Source organism: Paraburkholderia sp. J11-2 (assembly GCF_905220185.1).
GTDB lineage: Bacteria > Pseudomonadota > Gammaproteobacteria > Burkholderiales > Burkholderiaceae > Paraburkholderia.
The window spans coordinates 133,717-149,198 of record NZ_CAJMYY010000014.1; the positions used below are offsets into that span (position 1 = coordinate 133,717).

Sequence of the window (15,482 nt, forward strand, 5' to 3'; positions counted from 1 at the left end):
TTGTCTGGAAGCTCACTCATGACCAGACACCGAAATGGACAAACACCCGATCGAAATTGCCGCTCAGCATGTTGGCAGCTACAAAGCGCTCGCCGACATCCTCGGCGTCACCAAGGGTGCCGTCCATCAGTGGATGCTGGAAACTCGGCGCGTACCAATCGAACACTGCGCCGCCATTGAGCAGGCAACCAATGGCCTCGTGACTCGGCAGATGCTGCGCCCCAACGACTGGAAGTCGATCTGGCCGGAACTCGATTCTAACGGAGACATCGCCAAACGATCGGCGGCATCTGACGACACCCAAAACAACCCCGGCGGGGCTGTGGGCGGTTCCAGCGGAAAAGAGAAGCTGGCTAAAGCGGCTTAAGTTCACGTTTTTCATTTTTTGGCGTCCTAAGTGACGCCATTAAATTAGTTCCAATTCATCTGGTATTTCAATCGGTATCACGATTGTTTTTCTCTAACGGAGGGCGAAGTGGAAGACGAACTGGCGCTGATGGGCTGCTTATACGGCCCCGGCTTCCTCCCGCAAAAGTACATCGCACTTTGCAAGGACTACCGCGACGCCGTTCGTCTGTCTTGGGTCGCTCGTCGTTCGAAGGGCATGACGCAGCGCACTCTCGCGGAGCGCGCCGAACTCTACGCGTCGCACGTCTCGGAATATCTGGAGATGTCGCCGATCAACAAGAAGGGTGGCAAGTACCGCAGCCTTCCTGCTGACAAAATCGATGCCTTTGAGGGTGCAGTGGGCAACAAGGTGATTACGCAATGGAAGGCATACACGGCCGGCCTGACGATCATGGAAGAGGTTCTCGAGCAAAGGAAGATCGCATGAACGCCTCACATCCCCCTATTCACGTCCACCCGCTGATCGGCGAAGTGTTCGAGTTGCTGCATCGAATGACGAAATCGCGCGATGAAGCGCTTAGTTGGCATGCGTGGGATGCCATCAAGAAGTTGCAGAAGTACGAAGAGGCAGTGCGGAACGAACAGAAGGGGAATTGAATGAGCTACGGATTTGTTTACATCATGGAAAGTTCTGCCTGCCCCGGCATGTTCAAGGTCGGCTATACGACAAAGAGCCCGATGGGCCGCGCAGACGAGCTGACGAAATCGACCGCAGCACCCCTGCCTCTTACTGTCATCTGCTATGCAGAGTTTGAGAATGTCGAGACTCATGAAAAGCGCATTCACGCCGAGCTGGCTTCGCAGCGGGTCAATGAGCGCCGTGAGTTCTTCTGGGGGCCGTTCTCGCGCATCTATCACGCAGTGATGAACCGAGATTACGCGATTGCCCTCTGCGAGCACCATGCCGCAGTTGCCTTCTGGGATGAAGAGCACGCAGAGCAGAAAGTGATCGGCGGATTCGAGCAATAGTCCGGGGAATTTTAATGGCAGAACGCGAGGCCCCGTATCCAGCCGATACGCGCGCTAAAGGATGGCGGTTCGAACTGGATCTGGAGCAGATCGACCAGTCGGATACGTGGGCGCTCACGCCCGCAGAGTTCCGCCCCTGGCTTCTGATGCTCTGGGCTTCGGCATGGCGTCAAACGCCGTGCGGATCGCTGCCAGATGATGACGCACTCATCTCTGTTCGTATCGGCATGAAGCCTGCCGTATTCGCGAAGCAGAAAGTGAATCTGCTGCGTGGATGGTGGAAGGCTGTAGATGGTCGCCTGTATCACGACACGATTGCCAAGCGCGTCGTTGAGATGCTCGCAGCCCGAGACAAGGAACGCAACCGGAAGGCGGCGTACAGACAACGGAAGGATTCTGAAATCCCGGAGACTCCCAAGGGTGTCCCGGTGTTGTCCCACGGGACAAATGATGGACAAGTTAAGGACAACCAGGGGATGGACGACACCAGTACCAGTACCGGTTTATATAAACCCCCCATACCCCCCGTTGGGGGGCTTCCTGAAACCGTCCCAGCCAAGGGGAAGAAACGGAACGCCATCGCACTGCAAACGTTCCTTGACGACTGCAAGGCGAAAGGCGAACTGCCCATCCCTGAAGGCGACTCGGTTTTCAAGTACGCCGACGAGACCGGAATCCCCATCGAATTCCTTCGCCTTCACTGGCTGGAATTCAAGGAGCGGTACACGGGCCCTGACGCGAAGCGATACACGGACTGGCGATCGGTCTACCGGAAATCGGTGCGCGGTTGCTGGTTCAAGATTTGGTACATGCGGTCTGACGGCACATGCGGCCTGACGACGCAAGGCGAGCAAGCGAAACGACATCACGGGAAAGACCTGACATGAACGCACCCGACCAATTCCTCGACCAGACCCGCGAAGTGCCGGCTTCGGTCGAAACTGAGCAATCGATCCTTGGCGCGCTGATGACGGACAACGATGCGCTCGACCGCATCGGCCATCTGCGCAGCGAGCATTTCTATCGCTGGGATCACCGCCTGATCTTCGGCGCGGTTCAGAAGCTGATTGTGAGCAACCGTCGCGCCGACATGATCACGGTTTTTGACGCCCTGAAGGCGACGAACGAGGCTGACCATGTCGGAGGGTTGGCGTACCTCAACGGGCTCGTCCAGAACGCTCCTGGCGCGGCTGGGATAGCTCGCTGGGCTGACATCGTCGTTGATCGCTGGAAACTTCGCGGAATCATCACCGCTGCGGACGAAATTTCGGCCATGGCATTCAACCGCGAAGGCCGCACGGTTGAGCAGATCCTGAACGAGGCGCAAGCCAAGTTCGAGCCGTTGGCTGTCACGACGAGCAAGGATGCGCAGTTCATCGGTTCGTACCTGATGCCGATCGTGGAGCGCATGGACGATGAGCAGAACGGGCGCGAAATCAAACTGAAGGCGCTTTCGACCGGCCTACGTGATCTTGACGCGAAGCTCGGCGGCGGCGTTCGCCCGGGTCAACTCATCATCGTTGCTGGCCGGCCTGCCATGGGAAAGACGGCTATCTCCCTCGGGATTGCTGAGGCGGCTGCCGCTATCGGGGCGCCTTCGATGTTCTTCTCGCTCGAGATGCCTGGCGCGGAACTGTGCAACCGCGCTCTCTCCCGCGCCTCCGGCCTGCCGCTCGACAAGATCCTCGACGGCAAGAAAATGCCCACCGAGGGGAAGGCACCGGAATGGGCCCACTTTGCCCGCGGCGTCGAGGAAGTCTCCGAACTGCAGATCCTTGTGGACGAGCAGTCTGGGATTTCCCTTACGGAAATCCGCAGCCGCGCCCGCAAGGCGAAGCGCCAGCACGGTCTTGGGATGATCGTCATCGATTACTTGGGCCTGATGGCTGATGGCGATGGCAACACGCGCAATGAGCGCGTGGGTGCTAATAGCCGCGGGCTGAAGGCGCTGGCGAAACAACTGGAGGTTCCTGTTGTCGTGCTGGCCCAGCTCAACCGGAAGCTCGAGGAGCGCGCCAACAAGCGCCCGATGCTCTCGGACCTTCGCGACTCAGGCGAAATCGAGCAGGACGCCGACATCGTTCTCTTCCTGTACCGCGACCAAGTCTATAACCCGGACACGAAGGATCGTGGCATCGGCGAGATTCAGATCGCCAAGCAGCGCAACGGCCCGACTGGAACCGTGGGCGCGGTCTACATCGAGGACCGGACGATGTTCACGGACCTGATGCCAGGCACGAAGTTCGGCGAGATCGAAGAGAAGCCGAAAGCCAACAAACGCGGTTTCGAGTAACCGAGGACTCACACCATGAGCGAGATGGCAGAAATTGTGCGTAGCAGTACTAAGGTTGCGATCGGGGATGCGGTGCTATATCTGGGTGATTGCCGCGACATCCTGCCGACGCTGCCGCGCGTGGATGCGGTGATTACTGATCCGCCGTATGGGATTGGCGAGAACAGCAAGAAGGTTGGTTCGCGCCAGAACGCTGCAGCCGTGACCGACTACGGCGTCTTTAACTGGGACAAAGACCCGATTGACCATGACCTTCTGCAGGCCGTCATTGCGGCTGGAAAGCATGCCGTCGTGTTCGGCGGGAATTACTACCCGATGCCTGCAGCGTCGTGCTGGCTAATCTGGGACAAGCAGAACACTGGAGACTTTGCAGATTGCGAGCTGGCATGGACGAACCTCCCGAAGGCCGTCCGCATCTTCCGTCACCTTTGGAACGGAATGATCCGCGCTGGCGAGGAAAAGGGCCAGCAACGCGTCCATCCGACCCAGAAGCCGATCGCCGTCATGCAATGGTGCATCGAGCAAGCCGGGATGCCCGAAACGATTCTTGACCCGTTTATGGGCTCAGGAACCACGGGCGTCGCCGCTGTCCGTCTCGGTCGCAAATTCATCGGCATAGAGCGCGAACCGAAGTACTTCGAAATCGCGGTGCGCCGCATCGAAGACGCCCAGCGCCAGGAATCGCTATTCGAGCCCGAAGCGCCGAAGGCGGAACAGATGGGGTTTGAACTGTGAGGCGCGCTGCTCGCATTGATTCGAACCAGCCCGAGATCGTGGCTGCACTCCGAAAGATCGGATGTGCCGTTCAACACCTTCACGCGGTTGGCTCTGGGTGCCCCGACCTTCTCGTATCGCGCGCCGGCAGAACAGTCTGTTTCGAGGTGAAAGACCCGAACCAGCCGCCGAGCAAACGCAAACTCACCGACGACGAAGCAATCTGGTTTGGCAATTGGCGCGGTGAAGCATACGTAATCGAAACCGCCGAGCAGGCAATCGCAATTTTGATGGGAGAGACAGCATGAAACGCCCGCACTACGACCGCAACAAAAACCCCATCCATCGCTTCGCCGCGATTAACAAGCTGATGGGCGCGCAGATCGGCCGCCAGGAAATCACTGAAGACGATGTGGACGATATGGAGATCGTCGTGCTGGCCGCAGTCGAGTGCATCTCCAAGGGGCATGGAAGCGTGTCGCATTACAACGAGATCGCACATGTCCTGAATCAATCGTGGGTCCTGGCGACGGAGCGCGGAACCGGCGAAGAGGCTAAGCCTTATCTGCTCGTTGCTCAAGACGCCATGAATCGCATGGTCAAGCGTTTCAAGAAAACGGGCAAGTTTCGCTTCGATGGCTTGGGCCTTGAGGCTGTGCGACGCGCCATTGAACTGTGGAGCCATCAGATCCAGCTTTGCACGCTGGGCGAAGTTCACGCTGCCGGCGAGATCGCTGACAAGCACTTTTGGAATACACCTGCGGAGGCAGCTTAAATGGGCGCACCACGTTGGTCCAAACAAGAGGACGCGGACCTCTCCGCCATTTGGGCGGAAAAGGGAAACCTGAAGGAAAGCCTCTATCTGTTCGAAGGGCGCAGCTACCTGGCGTTGCTTGACCGCGCTAGTTATCTCGGCCTCGGTCGCCGCCCTCATCCCGATAGGCGCGGCGTTGCATTCGCCAAGGCTGCGGTCCTGTGCGAACTGGAGAAGAAAGGTCCGGGAAGCATCCCTGAACTTCACGCACGTACCCGGCTTTCGAAGTCAGTCCTCGCGCGTCATTTCAAGCCAGAATTGGCCGGCACGGAATACCACGTCATTGACTGGCTGCGTCGCCCGCAAGGTGGCGGGTTCGTGCCCGTCTTCAAATTCGGCCCCGGCGAGAACGCAGTGCGCCCCACTCCGCGGACCACCACGGAACAATCGCGCGTGCAGCGACTGCGAGACAACGCAAAGCGCATGGTGTCCGGTGATCGTCCGAAGTCCATGAACCCCTTCGCGGTTGCTGCGGGCCTTGTCCAAGCGCCGACCGGAACGCAAGGCCGCGTATTTGCGCAGCCGATGGACGTGGAAGTCTGGGGCCAAACGAGGGAGGCCGCATGACTCTCGCACTGAACGCAACTGCTCTGCGGATCGCCGAGTTTGTTGAGCGTAACCCCGGCTCGACGAAGCGACAGATTGCAACCGGCCTGAAGCTCTCCGATAGCACGGTCGAAGGTTATATCGGGCCGCTCAAGGCTGCGGGCCGCATCGAGTCGCAAGTTTGCCAGCCGCCGCGTTACATCCCGGGCAATGGCGACGCGCCCACTGTCGGAAAGATCAACGAATCGACGGCCATGTTGGTTGGCGTGATGCATTCGATGGTGGCGAATGGAATTCAATCTAGGAGAGCGGCGTGAGCATATTCACTGAGTGGTTCCCGAAGGGCGTCAAACCGACGCGTGAAGGCGTCTACGAGGTGGCTGACGAAGGGGATTACAGCCTTTTCCTTCTCGAAAGATTCCAATGGTACGCGTATTGGAACGGAAAGCGCTTCTGCTACCGCGCATCAGACGTTCCGGCGCACGCGTTCGAATCCCGCGAATATCCCACGGATTTGCCCGCACTCACCAAGTGGCGCGGACTTGCCAAGGAGCCGAAATGAACTGCGAACTCAATGACCTTGCAGTAATCGTGCATTCCGAGACGGGGCGCAACCTCGGAAAGATTGTCGAGGTTGTCAAATTCCTCGGCGAATCACCGGAATTCAATGGCTATACGTGGTGCACAGGTTCCGGGCCAGCGTGGCTCTGCGAGGCCAAAGGTACGCCTATTAGTGTTCGATATGGTGATCCAGTGTTCGCCGTCGTCATACCCGACGTATGGCTCAAACCCGTTTCCGGCCTACCCATCGACGAAGAGGTAACCGAAGACCTAAAGGAGCTGGCATGAAAACGCTACCCGAACCCACCCAGCTAGTCATGGGGATGAGCCACAAGGAAATGCTCGAGATCATGCGCTCGAACGACATCTTCTGCGGGCACGACAAGTTCACGCGGATTCTGCAGGATGCGCAGCGCCGCGCCTTGCAATACCGCGATAGCCAATCGGCACTCGACCGTATGACCGAGAACGCAGAAGACCTAGGGCTGTATCTGACGCAAGAGGTGCCAAGTGGAAATGACTGACCTCTTCCCGCCGCACATCAAGCCGGTTCACATCGGCTGGTACGAGACCCAGTGGTTCGATTGCGGATGGGCTTACGAGTGGCGGCTTTGGTGGGATGGAAGGCTTTGGCGAGACGGGCCCGGTGCATGGGCGCTGTGGGATCAACAGGTAACTTGGCGAGGACTGAATGCAAACAACGGCTGAACTGGTAACGACAATCGGGCGCCTCCAATCGCGCATTCAGGAGGCATCCGCCAAGGGGTTCAAGACTGACGCCTCGCTGATGCTGGTGTACGAGCTTGAGACCATTGTCGGCACGCTGATCGAGAGCGCTACGGCTGAATACTGGGCTTCGAGTAAGGGGGCAGCACGGTGAGCACATTCACCTACACCGCAAAGATCCTCGGCTTGTTCCCGGTCAAGCGCACGGTCGTTAAGCCGCGAATCTACTACTCGACCGGCGGCATTGTCCCTTGCTGGGTGTGCTCGAACGGTGGCGGCTATCCGGGCTTCGGTAAAACGCCGCGCCAGGCATGGAACGATTGGGCTAACTGGAGTCTGGTATGAGCGACCGCCGAGTATTCAAGCTGGTTCACGAGTCCGCGCGCCGTAACGCGATTAGCACCGTCGCACGCGCCCCGGATGGCTTCGTTGTCGAGATCAAGCCGGCAACCCGCTCACTGGACCAAAACGCCAAGTTGCACGCAATGTTTTCCGATGTCGCGGCGCAATGCACGTTTCACGGCAAGAGGCGCACGGCTGAACAGTGGAAGGTGATTTTCATCTCGGCGCATTCGATCGCCACCAAGGAAGGCGGCGAAATCCTCGCGGGGCTCGAAGGCGAGTTCGTCAATATCCGCGAATCGTCGGCGCGTATGTCCATCAAGCGGATGAACAGCCTGATCGAATACATGCTGGCTTGGGGTGCGGAGAACGAGGTCGAATGGTCCGATCCGGGGCCGCAAGGTTACGACGAAATCAGAGGTGCGGCATGAAAACCGCAATCGTCACCATCATCCTTATCGCCCTACTCTTCGCGTGGCCTGCATGGCTCGAAAAGCGCACGCGTGGCGCTGCTCTAGTTGCGGCTGCGTTAATGCCGGTTGTCGCGTTCGTTGCTGGGTGGGTGCTTCGATGAAATGGAGCCAATACTTTTCGATCTTGACCATGTGCATCGTTGGCCCGCGCATGTCGACTACCTGGGCGGTTGGCGTGGCGATTATCACGCTGACCTGCATGTATATCGCGCAATGGAGGGGTGAGTGAGCAACGGAATGTATTTCGGTATTTTGGCGATGATCTGCTGGGTTCGGTACGCCCCAAAGTATTTCGTCCATGCAGCGTGGGCCATTTTTATCCTGCTTGCCATCGCAAGCAAGATGGGATGGCTTCCGTGAAGCGCTCAGGTTTCAGACCGAGACGGACGCCGCTGAAGTCTAGCGGCTTCTCCCGTAAGTCCTCACCTCTCGCAGATCGCAAGACCGCAATTCGCCGGTCAGTAAAGAAGGCGACTGTGGCAGATGGGGCGAAGTATCTGGCGGCGTGCCGCGGGGAGCCGTGCTACCTGAACGCCTGCTGCCCTTGGACGGATTGGGCTGATCCGACTGTGGTGCCGTGCCATAGCAACTTTGCGGAGCATGGGAAGGCCGGAGCGATGAAAGCGCAGCACCGGTTCTCCGTGCCGGGGTGTTTCGACTGCCACCGATGGTTAGACCAAGGGAAGGCATCGTACGAAGTGAAGTACTCGACATTCGCAGACGCGCTTTCGCGTTGGGAGCCGCGCCGCGCGAGAAAGATGGGCCTAACGGAATTGGAGGCAGCGTGAAGTACTTCATCAGCTACCGGGCAAGCAAGGGAGCGCAGGACATTACTGGGCGGTGCGATTTCAGCACTACAGAAGCAATCCATAGTTCGGCGCGAGTCGATTTTATCGAGGACACGCTGAAGCGCGACTATGGGTATGACTCGCTGACCGTCACGTTTTGGCGGCGTTACGAGGAAGAATAAACCATGTCCCCAGCCGAATTTCTAGGTCCGCACTGGCTACCCTGCCTTGCGCTATTTATCGTGCTGGGCGTCCTAATTTGGGGAGTGACGAATGCAGATTGATTTGGAAAATAGGCGCCATTGCCCGCGGTGCAATTCGCAGCGCAAGGGCGATGCATGCTGGAAGTGCGGAGCCGCGACGATCATCCCGTCCGCGCATTGGGAATACCCCGAGATACCGCCGATTGACCGCATCCGCGAGCTTGCGAAGGAAATCGGCTATGCAATCGGCGTGCATGGCTCGCAAGAGCGTGACCTTGACCTGATCGCCGCGCCGTGGTCGGAGGATGCCTTGAAGCGCAACTACCGCGAGGTGATGCAGTACATCGCTGACGGACTAGGCGCGAAGCTGATCGAAGTCGAAGCCAAGCCGCTAGGGCGTCGAGCCTGCACGATCCAGATGGACGGTTGGTACAAGCCAATCGACCTTTCCGTTATGCCGATGAAGATCGGGTATGAACTGAATGGCTATGCGGAATTGGCCGAAGAGATCCAAAGGAAAGCGTCATGAGCCTCCCATCCCTACTCATCGGCTTTGTCCTCGGCGTCATGGCGCTATGGATCTTTCTTGAGGTGATCGCGCTTGCAGCGAAACGCCGTGCGCCAGCGCCGACTATGGCGGGGAGGAAGCGGAAGACGGGTAAGCCGATGCAACCGCTAGGCCCAGAGTTCGAGAAGGTGTTGAACGAGAATCTTTGGGATCTGTACGGCAATGGTGAGCCGAAGCAGGAGGATCGCGGCGTGCAATACCGATTCATGGGAGTGACTGGCGAGGAGTGAACGCAACATGTTGTAGCGCGAAGGGAGTCGCCTGCAAGATGTTGAAATCATTGGTATAATTATGGCGTCCTAAATATGTGGGGCTGAGATGACGCAAGACGAATTGCAGCAGATGGAAGATCTACTGATCGCCTGGCATCGGTATCAGGATTGCTTCTCGCCCCAGCTCGGAATGCCGCGCTGCTCTCCGACATGCCGCGAGTATGAAATCCCGACCGCGAGCCTCGATGCACGCGAGCGAGCCGAAATCACCGACGTCAAGATTTGGAAGCGAAACTCGGAGCAGGTCGAGGTCTGCGTTGATGCGCTGCACTGGAAAGAGCGAGCCGTATTGCAAACCGTTCTGCGGAATAAGCGTTTGGGTGCAGACATATTCCGCAGCCCGAGATTTGCACCGGCTGAAGCGCACTATCTCTATGAGTCGGCAAAGGACGCGCTTCTACCCAAGTTCGTTGCGCGCGGGTTGATCAAGATTGTTGTGGAGGCGGTGTGAAGCTAACGAAAGCGCAGCGCGAGCAATTGCGGCAGATGTTTGGCGGCCGGTGCGCGTACTGCGGAGAACCGCTTCCGAACCGTTGGCACGCTGACCATCGAGAGGCAGTTGTCCGCGCTGTAATCCCCAAGGAAATGCCGAATGGTCGATATAAGCTTGTCAGCGGCGATCCACATTTCCCCGAACGCGACACGCTGGAAAATATGATGCCCTCGTGTCCGCCATGCAATATCGACAAAAGCATGATGTCGCTTGAGTCCTGGAGGCAAAAACTCGCTCGATCAGTCGAGGTGTTGGTGAACAATTATCCGACCTATCGACATGCAAAGCGCTTCGGGCTTATCGAGGAAACGGGCGCGGCCATTGTCTTTTACTTTGAACGTGTTGCGGCACAACAGGAGGCGGCATGACTGATTGCTATTACGATGCACTTCGCGCCCAAGGCGAATATCCCAGGAAGGGTTATGGCTGGCAATCCGAAGCTGAGCAGCGCGACGAGATCGCCCGCAAGGTAGCCCAAGGTTGGCGGGAGCCTTGGGTGATGCGTGAGGCAAAGCGATTCGGCATCGATGTCCCGAATGAAGGTTAGAGCGCCGCGCCTAAAAATATTTTCTGCGACCCCTTGTAAACCCAAGATATCTCGTGTAGCCTCTTGACTTGTGGAGCCCGAAATGCGCCCACAGAATCCATAGCCCGCCAGGTGAAAGCCTTGCGGGCTTTTTCTTTTTGGCTGCCATGAAATTCCCTGAAGCTCTAGAGTCCTACGCATATGGGAACCCAGAGAGCGTCATGGAGCAACGCCAAGCCCGCGAAGCCAACGCAAAGAAGCGAGCCGAAGAATCCGAGGCGATTGCGCCGAGACGCCGGATTCTGACTGTCCGCAAGGGCTGGGCTGCGCGGAAGGCTATAGAAGCCCTATTCAACTTCGCCCCTGAGCCTGTTCTGGCGTCCGGTCAGGGCATCCCGCGCAATGTGGGTCTTACCGGCGATGCCGGAAAGAATTCCGAGTAAGCCATGTCCGAAGCGCACCAACTGATAGACAGCATCGAAAGCGACATTCAGTGCATGCGCGGCTTGGATCCGGCGTTGCTGGCTTCGCTGATCGCGAGGCTCGATGCACTGCGGCGGATGGTGATCTGAATGGCTACCCGGAAAACGATCAAGGTCGTAACGGGCGAGCCTGAGCATATTTGCAAAGAGTGCAAACACGTCTACATGAAGCGCGGCGAAGGGTTGTATTGCCATCGCTACCCGCCTGTATTCGTGTTCGACTACCAATCTGGCGCAAGCGCTGTGCAATGGCCTGAGATCGCGCCTACGGACTTTTGCGGGGAATTTGCCCCGCCGCTCAACTCTTAAAGGGCATCCATGACTGAATCCGACGACTTGCTAAAAGCCGTGCGGAAGCATGGTGGCATTAAGCCTGCCGCGCGTGCGCTCGGCATCCCTGAAAGCACCCTCCGGGGCCGCTTGAAGGGCGTCAAAGCCGCGAATGAGTCGCTATCGCCTGAATATCGCGCCGCAGAGCTGGAAACCGAAGTGAAGGCGCTTCGGGCCCAGTTGGCCGCTTCGAAGAAGGAAACGCTGGACGAGCAATTCGTCAAGCAGCGGATCTTCAAGCTGGCGCAGTCGGAACCCACGGCCCCGAAATGGCTGCTGGCTGACCGCGTATCGAAGTCGTCGCCCGGTGTCCCCACCCTGCTTGCCAGTGATTGGCATTTTGGAGAGGTGGTTGACCCTAGCCAGGTAGGCGGCCTGAATGAATACAACCTCCAGATCGCCCGCAAGCGTGCGCGGCGCATGATCGAGGTAGCGGTTGACCTGCTGAAGAATCACATGGTCAACGCGAGCTATCCGGGCATCGTGTTCGCCCTGGCTGGCGACATGGTGAGTGGCGATCTGCACGAAGAACTGACCGCCACGAACGAAATTGAGATCATGCCGACAGTCATTGAACTGTTTGGCGTGCTCTGCTGGTGTATCGAGACGCTGGCGAACGAATTTGGCCGCGTGTTCGTGCCGTGCTGCTCTGGCAATCACGGGCGCATCACGCACAAGACGCGTCACAAGGGCCGCAACTTCACGAATTTCGACTGGCTGGTGTATTGCCTGCTGGCGAAGCGGTTCGAAAACGACAAGCGGGTCACATTCCAGATCCCGAACGGCCCGGATACGGTCTATTCGGTCTATGGCCATCGCTACCTGCTCACGCACGGCGATAAGCTCGGGAATGGTGGCGATGGCATTATCGGCGCGCTGGGCCCGATCATCCGTGGCGATCATCGCCGCCGTGGGCGTCAAAGCCAGATCGGTCAGCCTTACGACACGCTCATTTGCGGCCACTACCACCAACTGATCCAGTTGGAGCGCGTCATTGTGAATGGCTCGCTGAAAGGCTACTGCGAATACGCGTACACGAATAGCTACGGATTCGAGCGGCCACGCCAAGCACTGTGGATCACGCATCCGGTTCAGGGCTTGACCTTCAGTATGCCGGTAAATGTCGATGACCCGGTGAAGAAGGCCGAGTCGGCATGGGTTAAGTGGGCGGCATAGGCGTATAATTAGGCATTCGAAACGATTCGACGCCTTGAAAATGGGAACGATTTACAGAATTCGGAATCTGGTAGACGGCAAAGTCTATATCGGCCAAGCCGTCAATTTCGAAAAGCGTAAATCTCGTCACCTGTGGGAACTTCGCTCTAATCGGCACACGAACGAACATCTTCAGCGTGCTTGGCTGCTGCACGGAGAAGCCAATTTCATCTTTGAAATTCTGGCGAATGATGTTGCCCCGGAATCGCTTGTTTCAGAAGAGCAGCGGCACATAGACGCCCACCAATCCGCAGACTTCCGGCTCGGATACAACAAATCCCCGGCGGCTGGAAGCAACCTCGGCGTTAAGTACAGCGAGGCGTCCAAGCTCAAGATAAGCGCAGCTCACAAAGGCAGGCCGAAAACTGATGAGCAGCGGCGGCGCATTTCCGAAACATTGACGGGCAAGGTTCAATCGGCTGAGACGATCGCTAAGCGCGTCTCAAAAATAAAAGGGTTGCCGCGCACCGCGGAATGGAGCGCCCGCCTACGCGACGCGCAGACTCGTCGAAACGGCACACTTCCGCTCACTGCATTTGGCAAGACGCAGCACATCAACGATTGGGCCAAAGAGTACGGCATCAATACCGGGACTCTAAGGAATCGCCTAAAGCGCTCCGGCATGCCTCTTGAAGAGGCGCTGACGGCTGGCAATCACAAAGGACGCAGGAAAGACCTGCTGGCCTCATGATGAACGAACGCGACTTTTGCTACTGGCTAAACGGTTTCGTCGAACTGACGCAAGGCCAAACGCCAAACCCGGCACAATGGAAGTCGATCAAGGAACACCTTGACCTCGTGTTCAAGAAGGTGACGCCGGCTGTGGATGTTGAGCAGAAGATCACGCTCGATCCTCGCAAGTGGCAAACCGGACCGGTTCCGGGAGCCCCCGACCCGATCGCCGGCAAGAGCATGGAAGAGATCCTGAAGCAATATTGGACGCATTCTCATGGACAGCAGGCTGACGGCATCATTATCACCTGCTAAATCCGCGCATTAACGTGCGCAAACATTCCCCGAAAGTTCGAGATGCGCAGAAAGGTGCTCAGATGAACGCGTACTGTTTGCTCGGCAACCTATTGAACGCCTACGCTCGCGCAGGCTACGTCTGGGTGCGCTGGATCGACGACCTGGCGGGATGGAATACGCGGATGGGTGACAAGCTTCCAAAAGCATAGGTTACTAACCCCGATGGCGCGCGTGACTGAGTGGTACTCGGCGCGTTTGCCTGCGGGGCTTTCATGCGTGGAGATTAATAAGTCGATGGCAGCGGTTGGTCCTAAGGGATGGCCTACTGGTCGCAAGTCTCCACCCACGAGAGCGAGGGAGCGGCCAGCCGGCTCAGTACAATCGGCTCGCTCAACTTAGGTGCGCCCGGACGCGGGACCGCCGTATAGCTCACGAAACGAGCCTACGCCGAAAGCATACGGGCTTCGTCCACCCCTGCGGCACAACGGACGGCTTTCAACGGAGCGCGCAGTACGGGATTGGATATAGGGTGGCGCGCACCTGCATGCCAGTCCCCTCCGTTGAAGGCAAAGCAGAGTCGGTCGCGCACGTCGATAGACGCCCAAGGGTAAGCCGGGCCGAGCGTGGCGCCTTCACCCATTCTCCAGAGAGCGATAAGTCGAGTCGGTATGGACTACGGCATAGCCGTGTATCGCAGGTTCGAATCCTGCCGCTCTCGCTAACTCAAAGGCTGGCATGACCTACCCCAACGCACAGAACGCCGCCGCGGGCGCAATTCCGGTCTATATCGTCAGCCAGCCGACGTCAGGACCATGGCCGAACATTCAGAGCAAAGCTAACGGCGCGATACCGGTTGTATTCGTGGCGCAGCCCGGTTCTGGGCCGTGGCCGAATGACCAGGCTAAGGCGGCGGGAGCAATCCCGGTGCGAGTCGTAAGCGCTCCGACTGGTAACGGGCCATTCCCCAGTGATCAGGGGCAAAACGGCGGCGCAATCCCCGTATGGAACGCTACTAGCCTGCCGGCTGAGGCAAAGACGTATCCGAACGGGCAGAACAACGCCGGGGCGGCTATTCCGGTTTGGCGCATCAACTGAGAACGAAGTCTCGGGCGCTAGTACGCGCCAAAGTGATATTCGCCCGCAATGGCTAAGAAGAATCAGGAAGCTTTCGCGCGGCGCCCTCGCCCGCCCGAATCACTGTTTGCTGCAGAGAATTGGTTTCGCCGATTCATCCCGGCCGATGGCGTTGCCGAATGGGTGCATCAGGCGATTCTCAGCGAGCATTCGCCCCTCTACAACTCGGATCACTTCCACCTGAAGGACGCCGACGTAGAGTTTCTGTGGGCGGCACAAGAGAACACCAAGCAGATGCGCCGCGTAGTCGGCCAGTGCGAGGAAGTCACTTTCCGCTCTGGAGCATGGCAGAAGGGTCGGCAAGAGCAGCAGATGCACGAATGGTTCGGGCGCGTCCCGACCTATCTCATCACGCTCGATGCCTTCTATGCCAATGAGTGCTCAGACGTCGAGTGGTGCGCGCTGATTGAGCATGAGCTTTACCACATAGCGCAGCAAACCGATCCGTTCGGCGCTCCGGCCTTCACGAAAGACGGGGCACCGAAACTTGGCATCCGCGGTCACGACGTCGAAGAGTTCGTCGGTATCGTCCGCCGGTATGGCATCGGCGCGGGCGAGACAGCCAAGCTAATTGAGGCCTCGCGGCGCGCTCCCGAAGTCGGGCAACTCAACATCGCGCAGGCGTGCGGAACTTGCCTGCTGCGAGCGGCATAACC

29 protein-coding genes and 1 tRNA gene are annotated in these 15,482 nt (G+C 58.2%); all 30 read left to right on the top strand.

The features are described from left to right. Positions 1-34 precede the first annotated feature (34 nt). The 30 genes from U5A57_RS20730 to U5A57_RS20875 all read left to right on the top strand — a co-directional run bounded on the left by U5A57_RS20730 (position 35) and on the right by U5A57_RS20875 (position 15,480). Positions 35-367, top strand: a complete 333-nt coding sequence (locus tag U5A57_RS20730; protein ID WP_321913541.1) for a transcriptional regulator — start codon at positions 35-37, stop codon at positions 365-367. Positions 368-475: 108 nt separating this feature from the next. After that, positions 476-835, top strand: coding sequence for an XRE family transcriptional regulator (locus U5A57_RS20735; RefSeq protein WP_321913542.1), 360 nt, complete (start codon positions 476-478; stop codon positions 833-835). After that, positions 832-1,005: a hypothetical protein gene (locus U5A57_RS20740; protein ID WP_321913543.1), complete on the top strand. Its 174-nt coding sequence runs from the start codon at positions 832-834 to the stop codon at positions 1,003-1,005. Before U5A57_RS20735 ends, U5A57_RS20740 begins: the two co-directional genes overlap by 4 nt. Next, positions 1,006-1,377, top strand: coding sequence for a GIY-YIG nuclease family protein (locus U5A57_RS20745; RefSeq protein WP_321913544.1), 372 nt, complete (start codon positions 1,006-1,008; stop codon positions 1,375-1,377). Positions 1,378-1,391: 14 nt separating this feature from the next. Then, positions 1,392-2,264 carry a hypothetical protein gene (locus U5A57_RS20750; RefSeq protein WP_321913545.1) on the top strand — a complete coding sequence of 291 codons (873 nt, stop codon included), beginning with the start codon at positions 1,392-1,394 and terminating at the stop codon, positions 2,262-2,264. Then, positions 2,261-3,670 carry a replicative DNA helicase gene (dnaB, locus tag U5A57_RS20755; protein WP_321913546.1) on the top strand — a complete coding sequence of 470 codons (1,410 nt, stop codon included), beginning with the start codon at positions 2,261-2,263 and terminating at the stop codon, positions 3,668-3,670. The genes U5A57_RS20750 and dnaB overlap by 4 nt, the downstream gene beginning before the upstream one ends. A 15-nt stretch (positions 3,671-3,685) precedes the next feature. Further along, positions 3,686-4,405, top strand: coding sequence for a DNA-methyltransferase (locus U5A57_RS20760; protein WP_321913547.1), 720 nt, complete (start codon positions 3,686-3,688; stop codon positions 4,403-4,405). Positions 4,406-4,688: 283 nt separating this feature from the next. Continuing rightward, positions 4,689-5,159: a hypothetical protein gene (locus U5A57_RS20765; protein ID WP_321913548.1), complete on the top strand. Its 471-nt coding sequence runs from the start codon at positions 4,689-4,691 to the stop codon at positions 5,157-5,159. Beyond that, positions 5,160-5,765, top strand: coding sequence for a hypothetical protein (locus tag U5A57_RS20770; RefSeq protein WP_321913549.1), 606 nt, complete (start codon positions 5,160-5,162; stop codon positions 5,763-5,765). After that, positions 5,762-6,061 carry a winged helix-turn-helix domain-containing protein gene (locus tag U5A57_RS20775; RefSeq protein ID WP_321913550.1) on the top strand — a complete coding sequence of 100 codons (300 nt, stop codon included), beginning with the start codon at positions 5,762-5,764 and terminating at the stop codon, positions 6,059-6,061. The genes U5A57_RS20770 and U5A57_RS20775 overlap by 4 nt, the downstream gene beginning before the upstream one ends. Continuing rightward, on the top strand, positions 6,058-6,306 hold the full coding sequence (locus tag U5A57_RS20780) for a hypothetical protein (protein WP_321913551.1): 249 nt from the start codon (positions 6,058-6,060) through the stop codon (positions 6,304-6,306). The genes U5A57_RS20775 and U5A57_RS20780 overlap by 4 nt, the downstream gene beginning before the upstream one ends. Beyond that, on the top strand, positions 6,303-6,593 hold the full coding sequence (locus U5A57_RS20785; RefSeq protein WP_321913552.1) for a hypothetical protein: 291 nt from the start codon (positions 6,303-6,305) through the stop codon (positions 6,591-6,593). The genes U5A57_RS20780 and U5A57_RS20785 overlap by 4 nt, the downstream gene beginning before the upstream one ends. Beyond that, entirely contained in the window at positions 6,590-6,829 is a 240-nt protein-coding gene (locus U5A57_RS20790; protein ID WP_321913553.1) for a hypothetical protein, read from the top strand. The genes U5A57_RS20785 and U5A57_RS20790 overlap by 4 nt, the downstream gene beginning before the upstream one ends. Before the next feature lie 167 nt (positions 6,830-6,996). Beyond that, positions 6,997-7,185, top strand: coding sequence for a hypothetical protein (locus tag U5A57_RS20795; protein WP_321913554.1), 189 nt, complete (start codon positions 6,997-6,999; stop codon positions 7,183-7,185). After that, complete coding sequence (locus tag U5A57_RS20800) at positions 7,182-7,376, top strand: hypothetical protein (protein WP_321913555.1); 195 nt, start codon at positions 7,182-7,184, stop codon at positions 7,374-7,376. The genes U5A57_RS20795 and U5A57_RS20800 overlap by 4 nt, the downstream gene beginning before the upstream one ends. Beyond that, positions 7,373-7,804 carry a recombination protein NinB gene (locus U5A57_RS20805; protein ID WP_321913556.1) on the top strand — a complete coding sequence of 144 codons (432 nt, stop codon included), beginning with the start codon at positions 7,373-7,375 and terminating at the stop codon, positions 7,802-7,804. Before U5A57_RS20800 ends, U5A57_RS20805 begins: the two co-directional genes overlap by 4 nt. 398 nt (positions 7,805-8,202) lie before the next feature. Then, positions 8,203-8,634, top strand: coding sequence for a hypothetical protein (locus tag U5A57_RS20810; RefSeq protein ID WP_321913659.1), 432 nt, complete (start codon positions 8,203-8,205; stop codon positions 8,632-8,634). Continuing rightward, entirely contained in the window at positions 8,631-8,816 is a 186-nt protein-coding gene (locus U5A57_RS20815; RefSeq protein ID WP_321913557.1) for a hypothetical protein, read from the top strand. Before U5A57_RS20810 ends, U5A57_RS20815 begins: the two co-directional genes overlap by 4 nt. Before the next feature lie 91 nt (positions 8,817-8,907). Further along, entirely contained in the window at positions 8,908-9,366 is a 459-nt protein-coding gene (locus U5A57_RS20820) for a hypothetical protein (protein WP_321913558.1), read from the top strand. Next, positions 9,363-9,635, top strand: a complete 273-nt coding sequence (locus U5A57_RS20825; protein ID WP_321913559.1) for a hypothetical protein — start codon at positions 9,363-9,365, stop codon at positions 9,633-9,635. Before U5A57_RS20820 ends, U5A57_RS20825 begins: the two co-directional genes overlap by 4 nt. An 88-nt stretch (positions 9,636-9,723) precedes the next feature. After that, on the top strand, positions 9,724-10,128 hold the full coding sequence (locus U5A57_RS20830) for a hypothetical protein (protein WP_321913560.1): 405 nt from the start codon (positions 9,724-9,726) through the stop codon (positions 10,126-10,128). Continuing rightward, positions 10,125-10,538, top strand: coding sequence for an HNH endonuclease signature motif containing protein (locus tag U5A57_RS20835; protein WP_321913561.1), 414 nt, complete (start codon positions 10,125-10,127; stop codon positions 10,536-10,538). Before U5A57_RS20830 ends, U5A57_RS20835 begins: the two co-directional genes overlap by 4 nt. Beyond that, positions 10,535-10,717: a hypothetical protein gene (locus U5A57_RS20840; RefSeq protein WP_321913562.1), complete on the top strand. Its 183-nt coding sequence runs from the start codon at positions 10,535-10,537 to the stop codon at positions 10,715-10,717. The genes U5A57_RS20835 and U5A57_RS20840 overlap by 4 nt, the downstream gene beginning before the upstream one ends. A 200-nt stretch (positions 10,718-10,917) precedes the next feature. Beyond that, positions 10,918-11,139 (top strand): hypothetical protein, encoded by a 222-nt coding sequence (locus U5A57_RS20845; protein WP_321913563.1) that lies wholly within the window; start codon positions 10,918-10,920, stop codon positions 11,137-11,139. A 3-nt stretch (positions 11,140-11,142) separates the two neighbouring features. Beyond that, entirely contained in the window at positions 11,143-11,268 is a 126-nt protein-coding gene (locus tag U5A57_RS20850; RefSeq protein ID WP_321913564.1) for a hypothetical protein, read from the top strand. Between the two features lie 228 nt (positions 11,269-11,496). Continuing rightward, positions 11,497-12,684: a hypothetical protein gene (locus U5A57_RS20855; RefSeq protein ID WP_321913565.1), complete on the top strand. Its 1,188-nt coding sequence runs from the start codon at positions 11,497-11,499 to the stop codon at positions 12,682-12,684. A gap of 40 nt (positions 12,685-12,724) precedes the next feature. Continuing rightward, positions 12,725-13,414, top strand: a complete 690-nt coding sequence (locus U5A57_RS20860; protein ID WP_321913660.1) for a GIY-YIG nuclease family protein — start codon at positions 12,725-12,727, stop codon at positions 13,412-13,414. Then, positions 13,411-13,710 (top strand): hypothetical protein, encoded by a 300-nt coding sequence (locus tag U5A57_RS20865; RefSeq protein WP_321913566.1) that lies wholly within the window; start codon positions 13,411-13,413, stop codon positions 13,708-13,710. Before U5A57_RS20860 ends, U5A57_RS20865 begins: the two co-directional genes overlap by 4 nt. Before the next feature lie 628 nt (positions 13,711-14,338). Then, positions 14,339-14,410: transfer RNA gene (locus U5A57_RS20870), tRNA-Tyr, on the top strand. A 425-nt stretch (positions 14,411-14,835) separates the two neighbouring features. Continuing rightward, on the top strand, positions 14,836-15,480 hold the full coding sequence (locus U5A57_RS20875; protein ID WP_321913567.1) for a putative metallopeptidase: 645 nt from the start codon (positions 14,836-14,838) through the stop codon (positions 15,478-15,480). Positions 15,481-15,482: the final 2 nt, after the last annotated feature.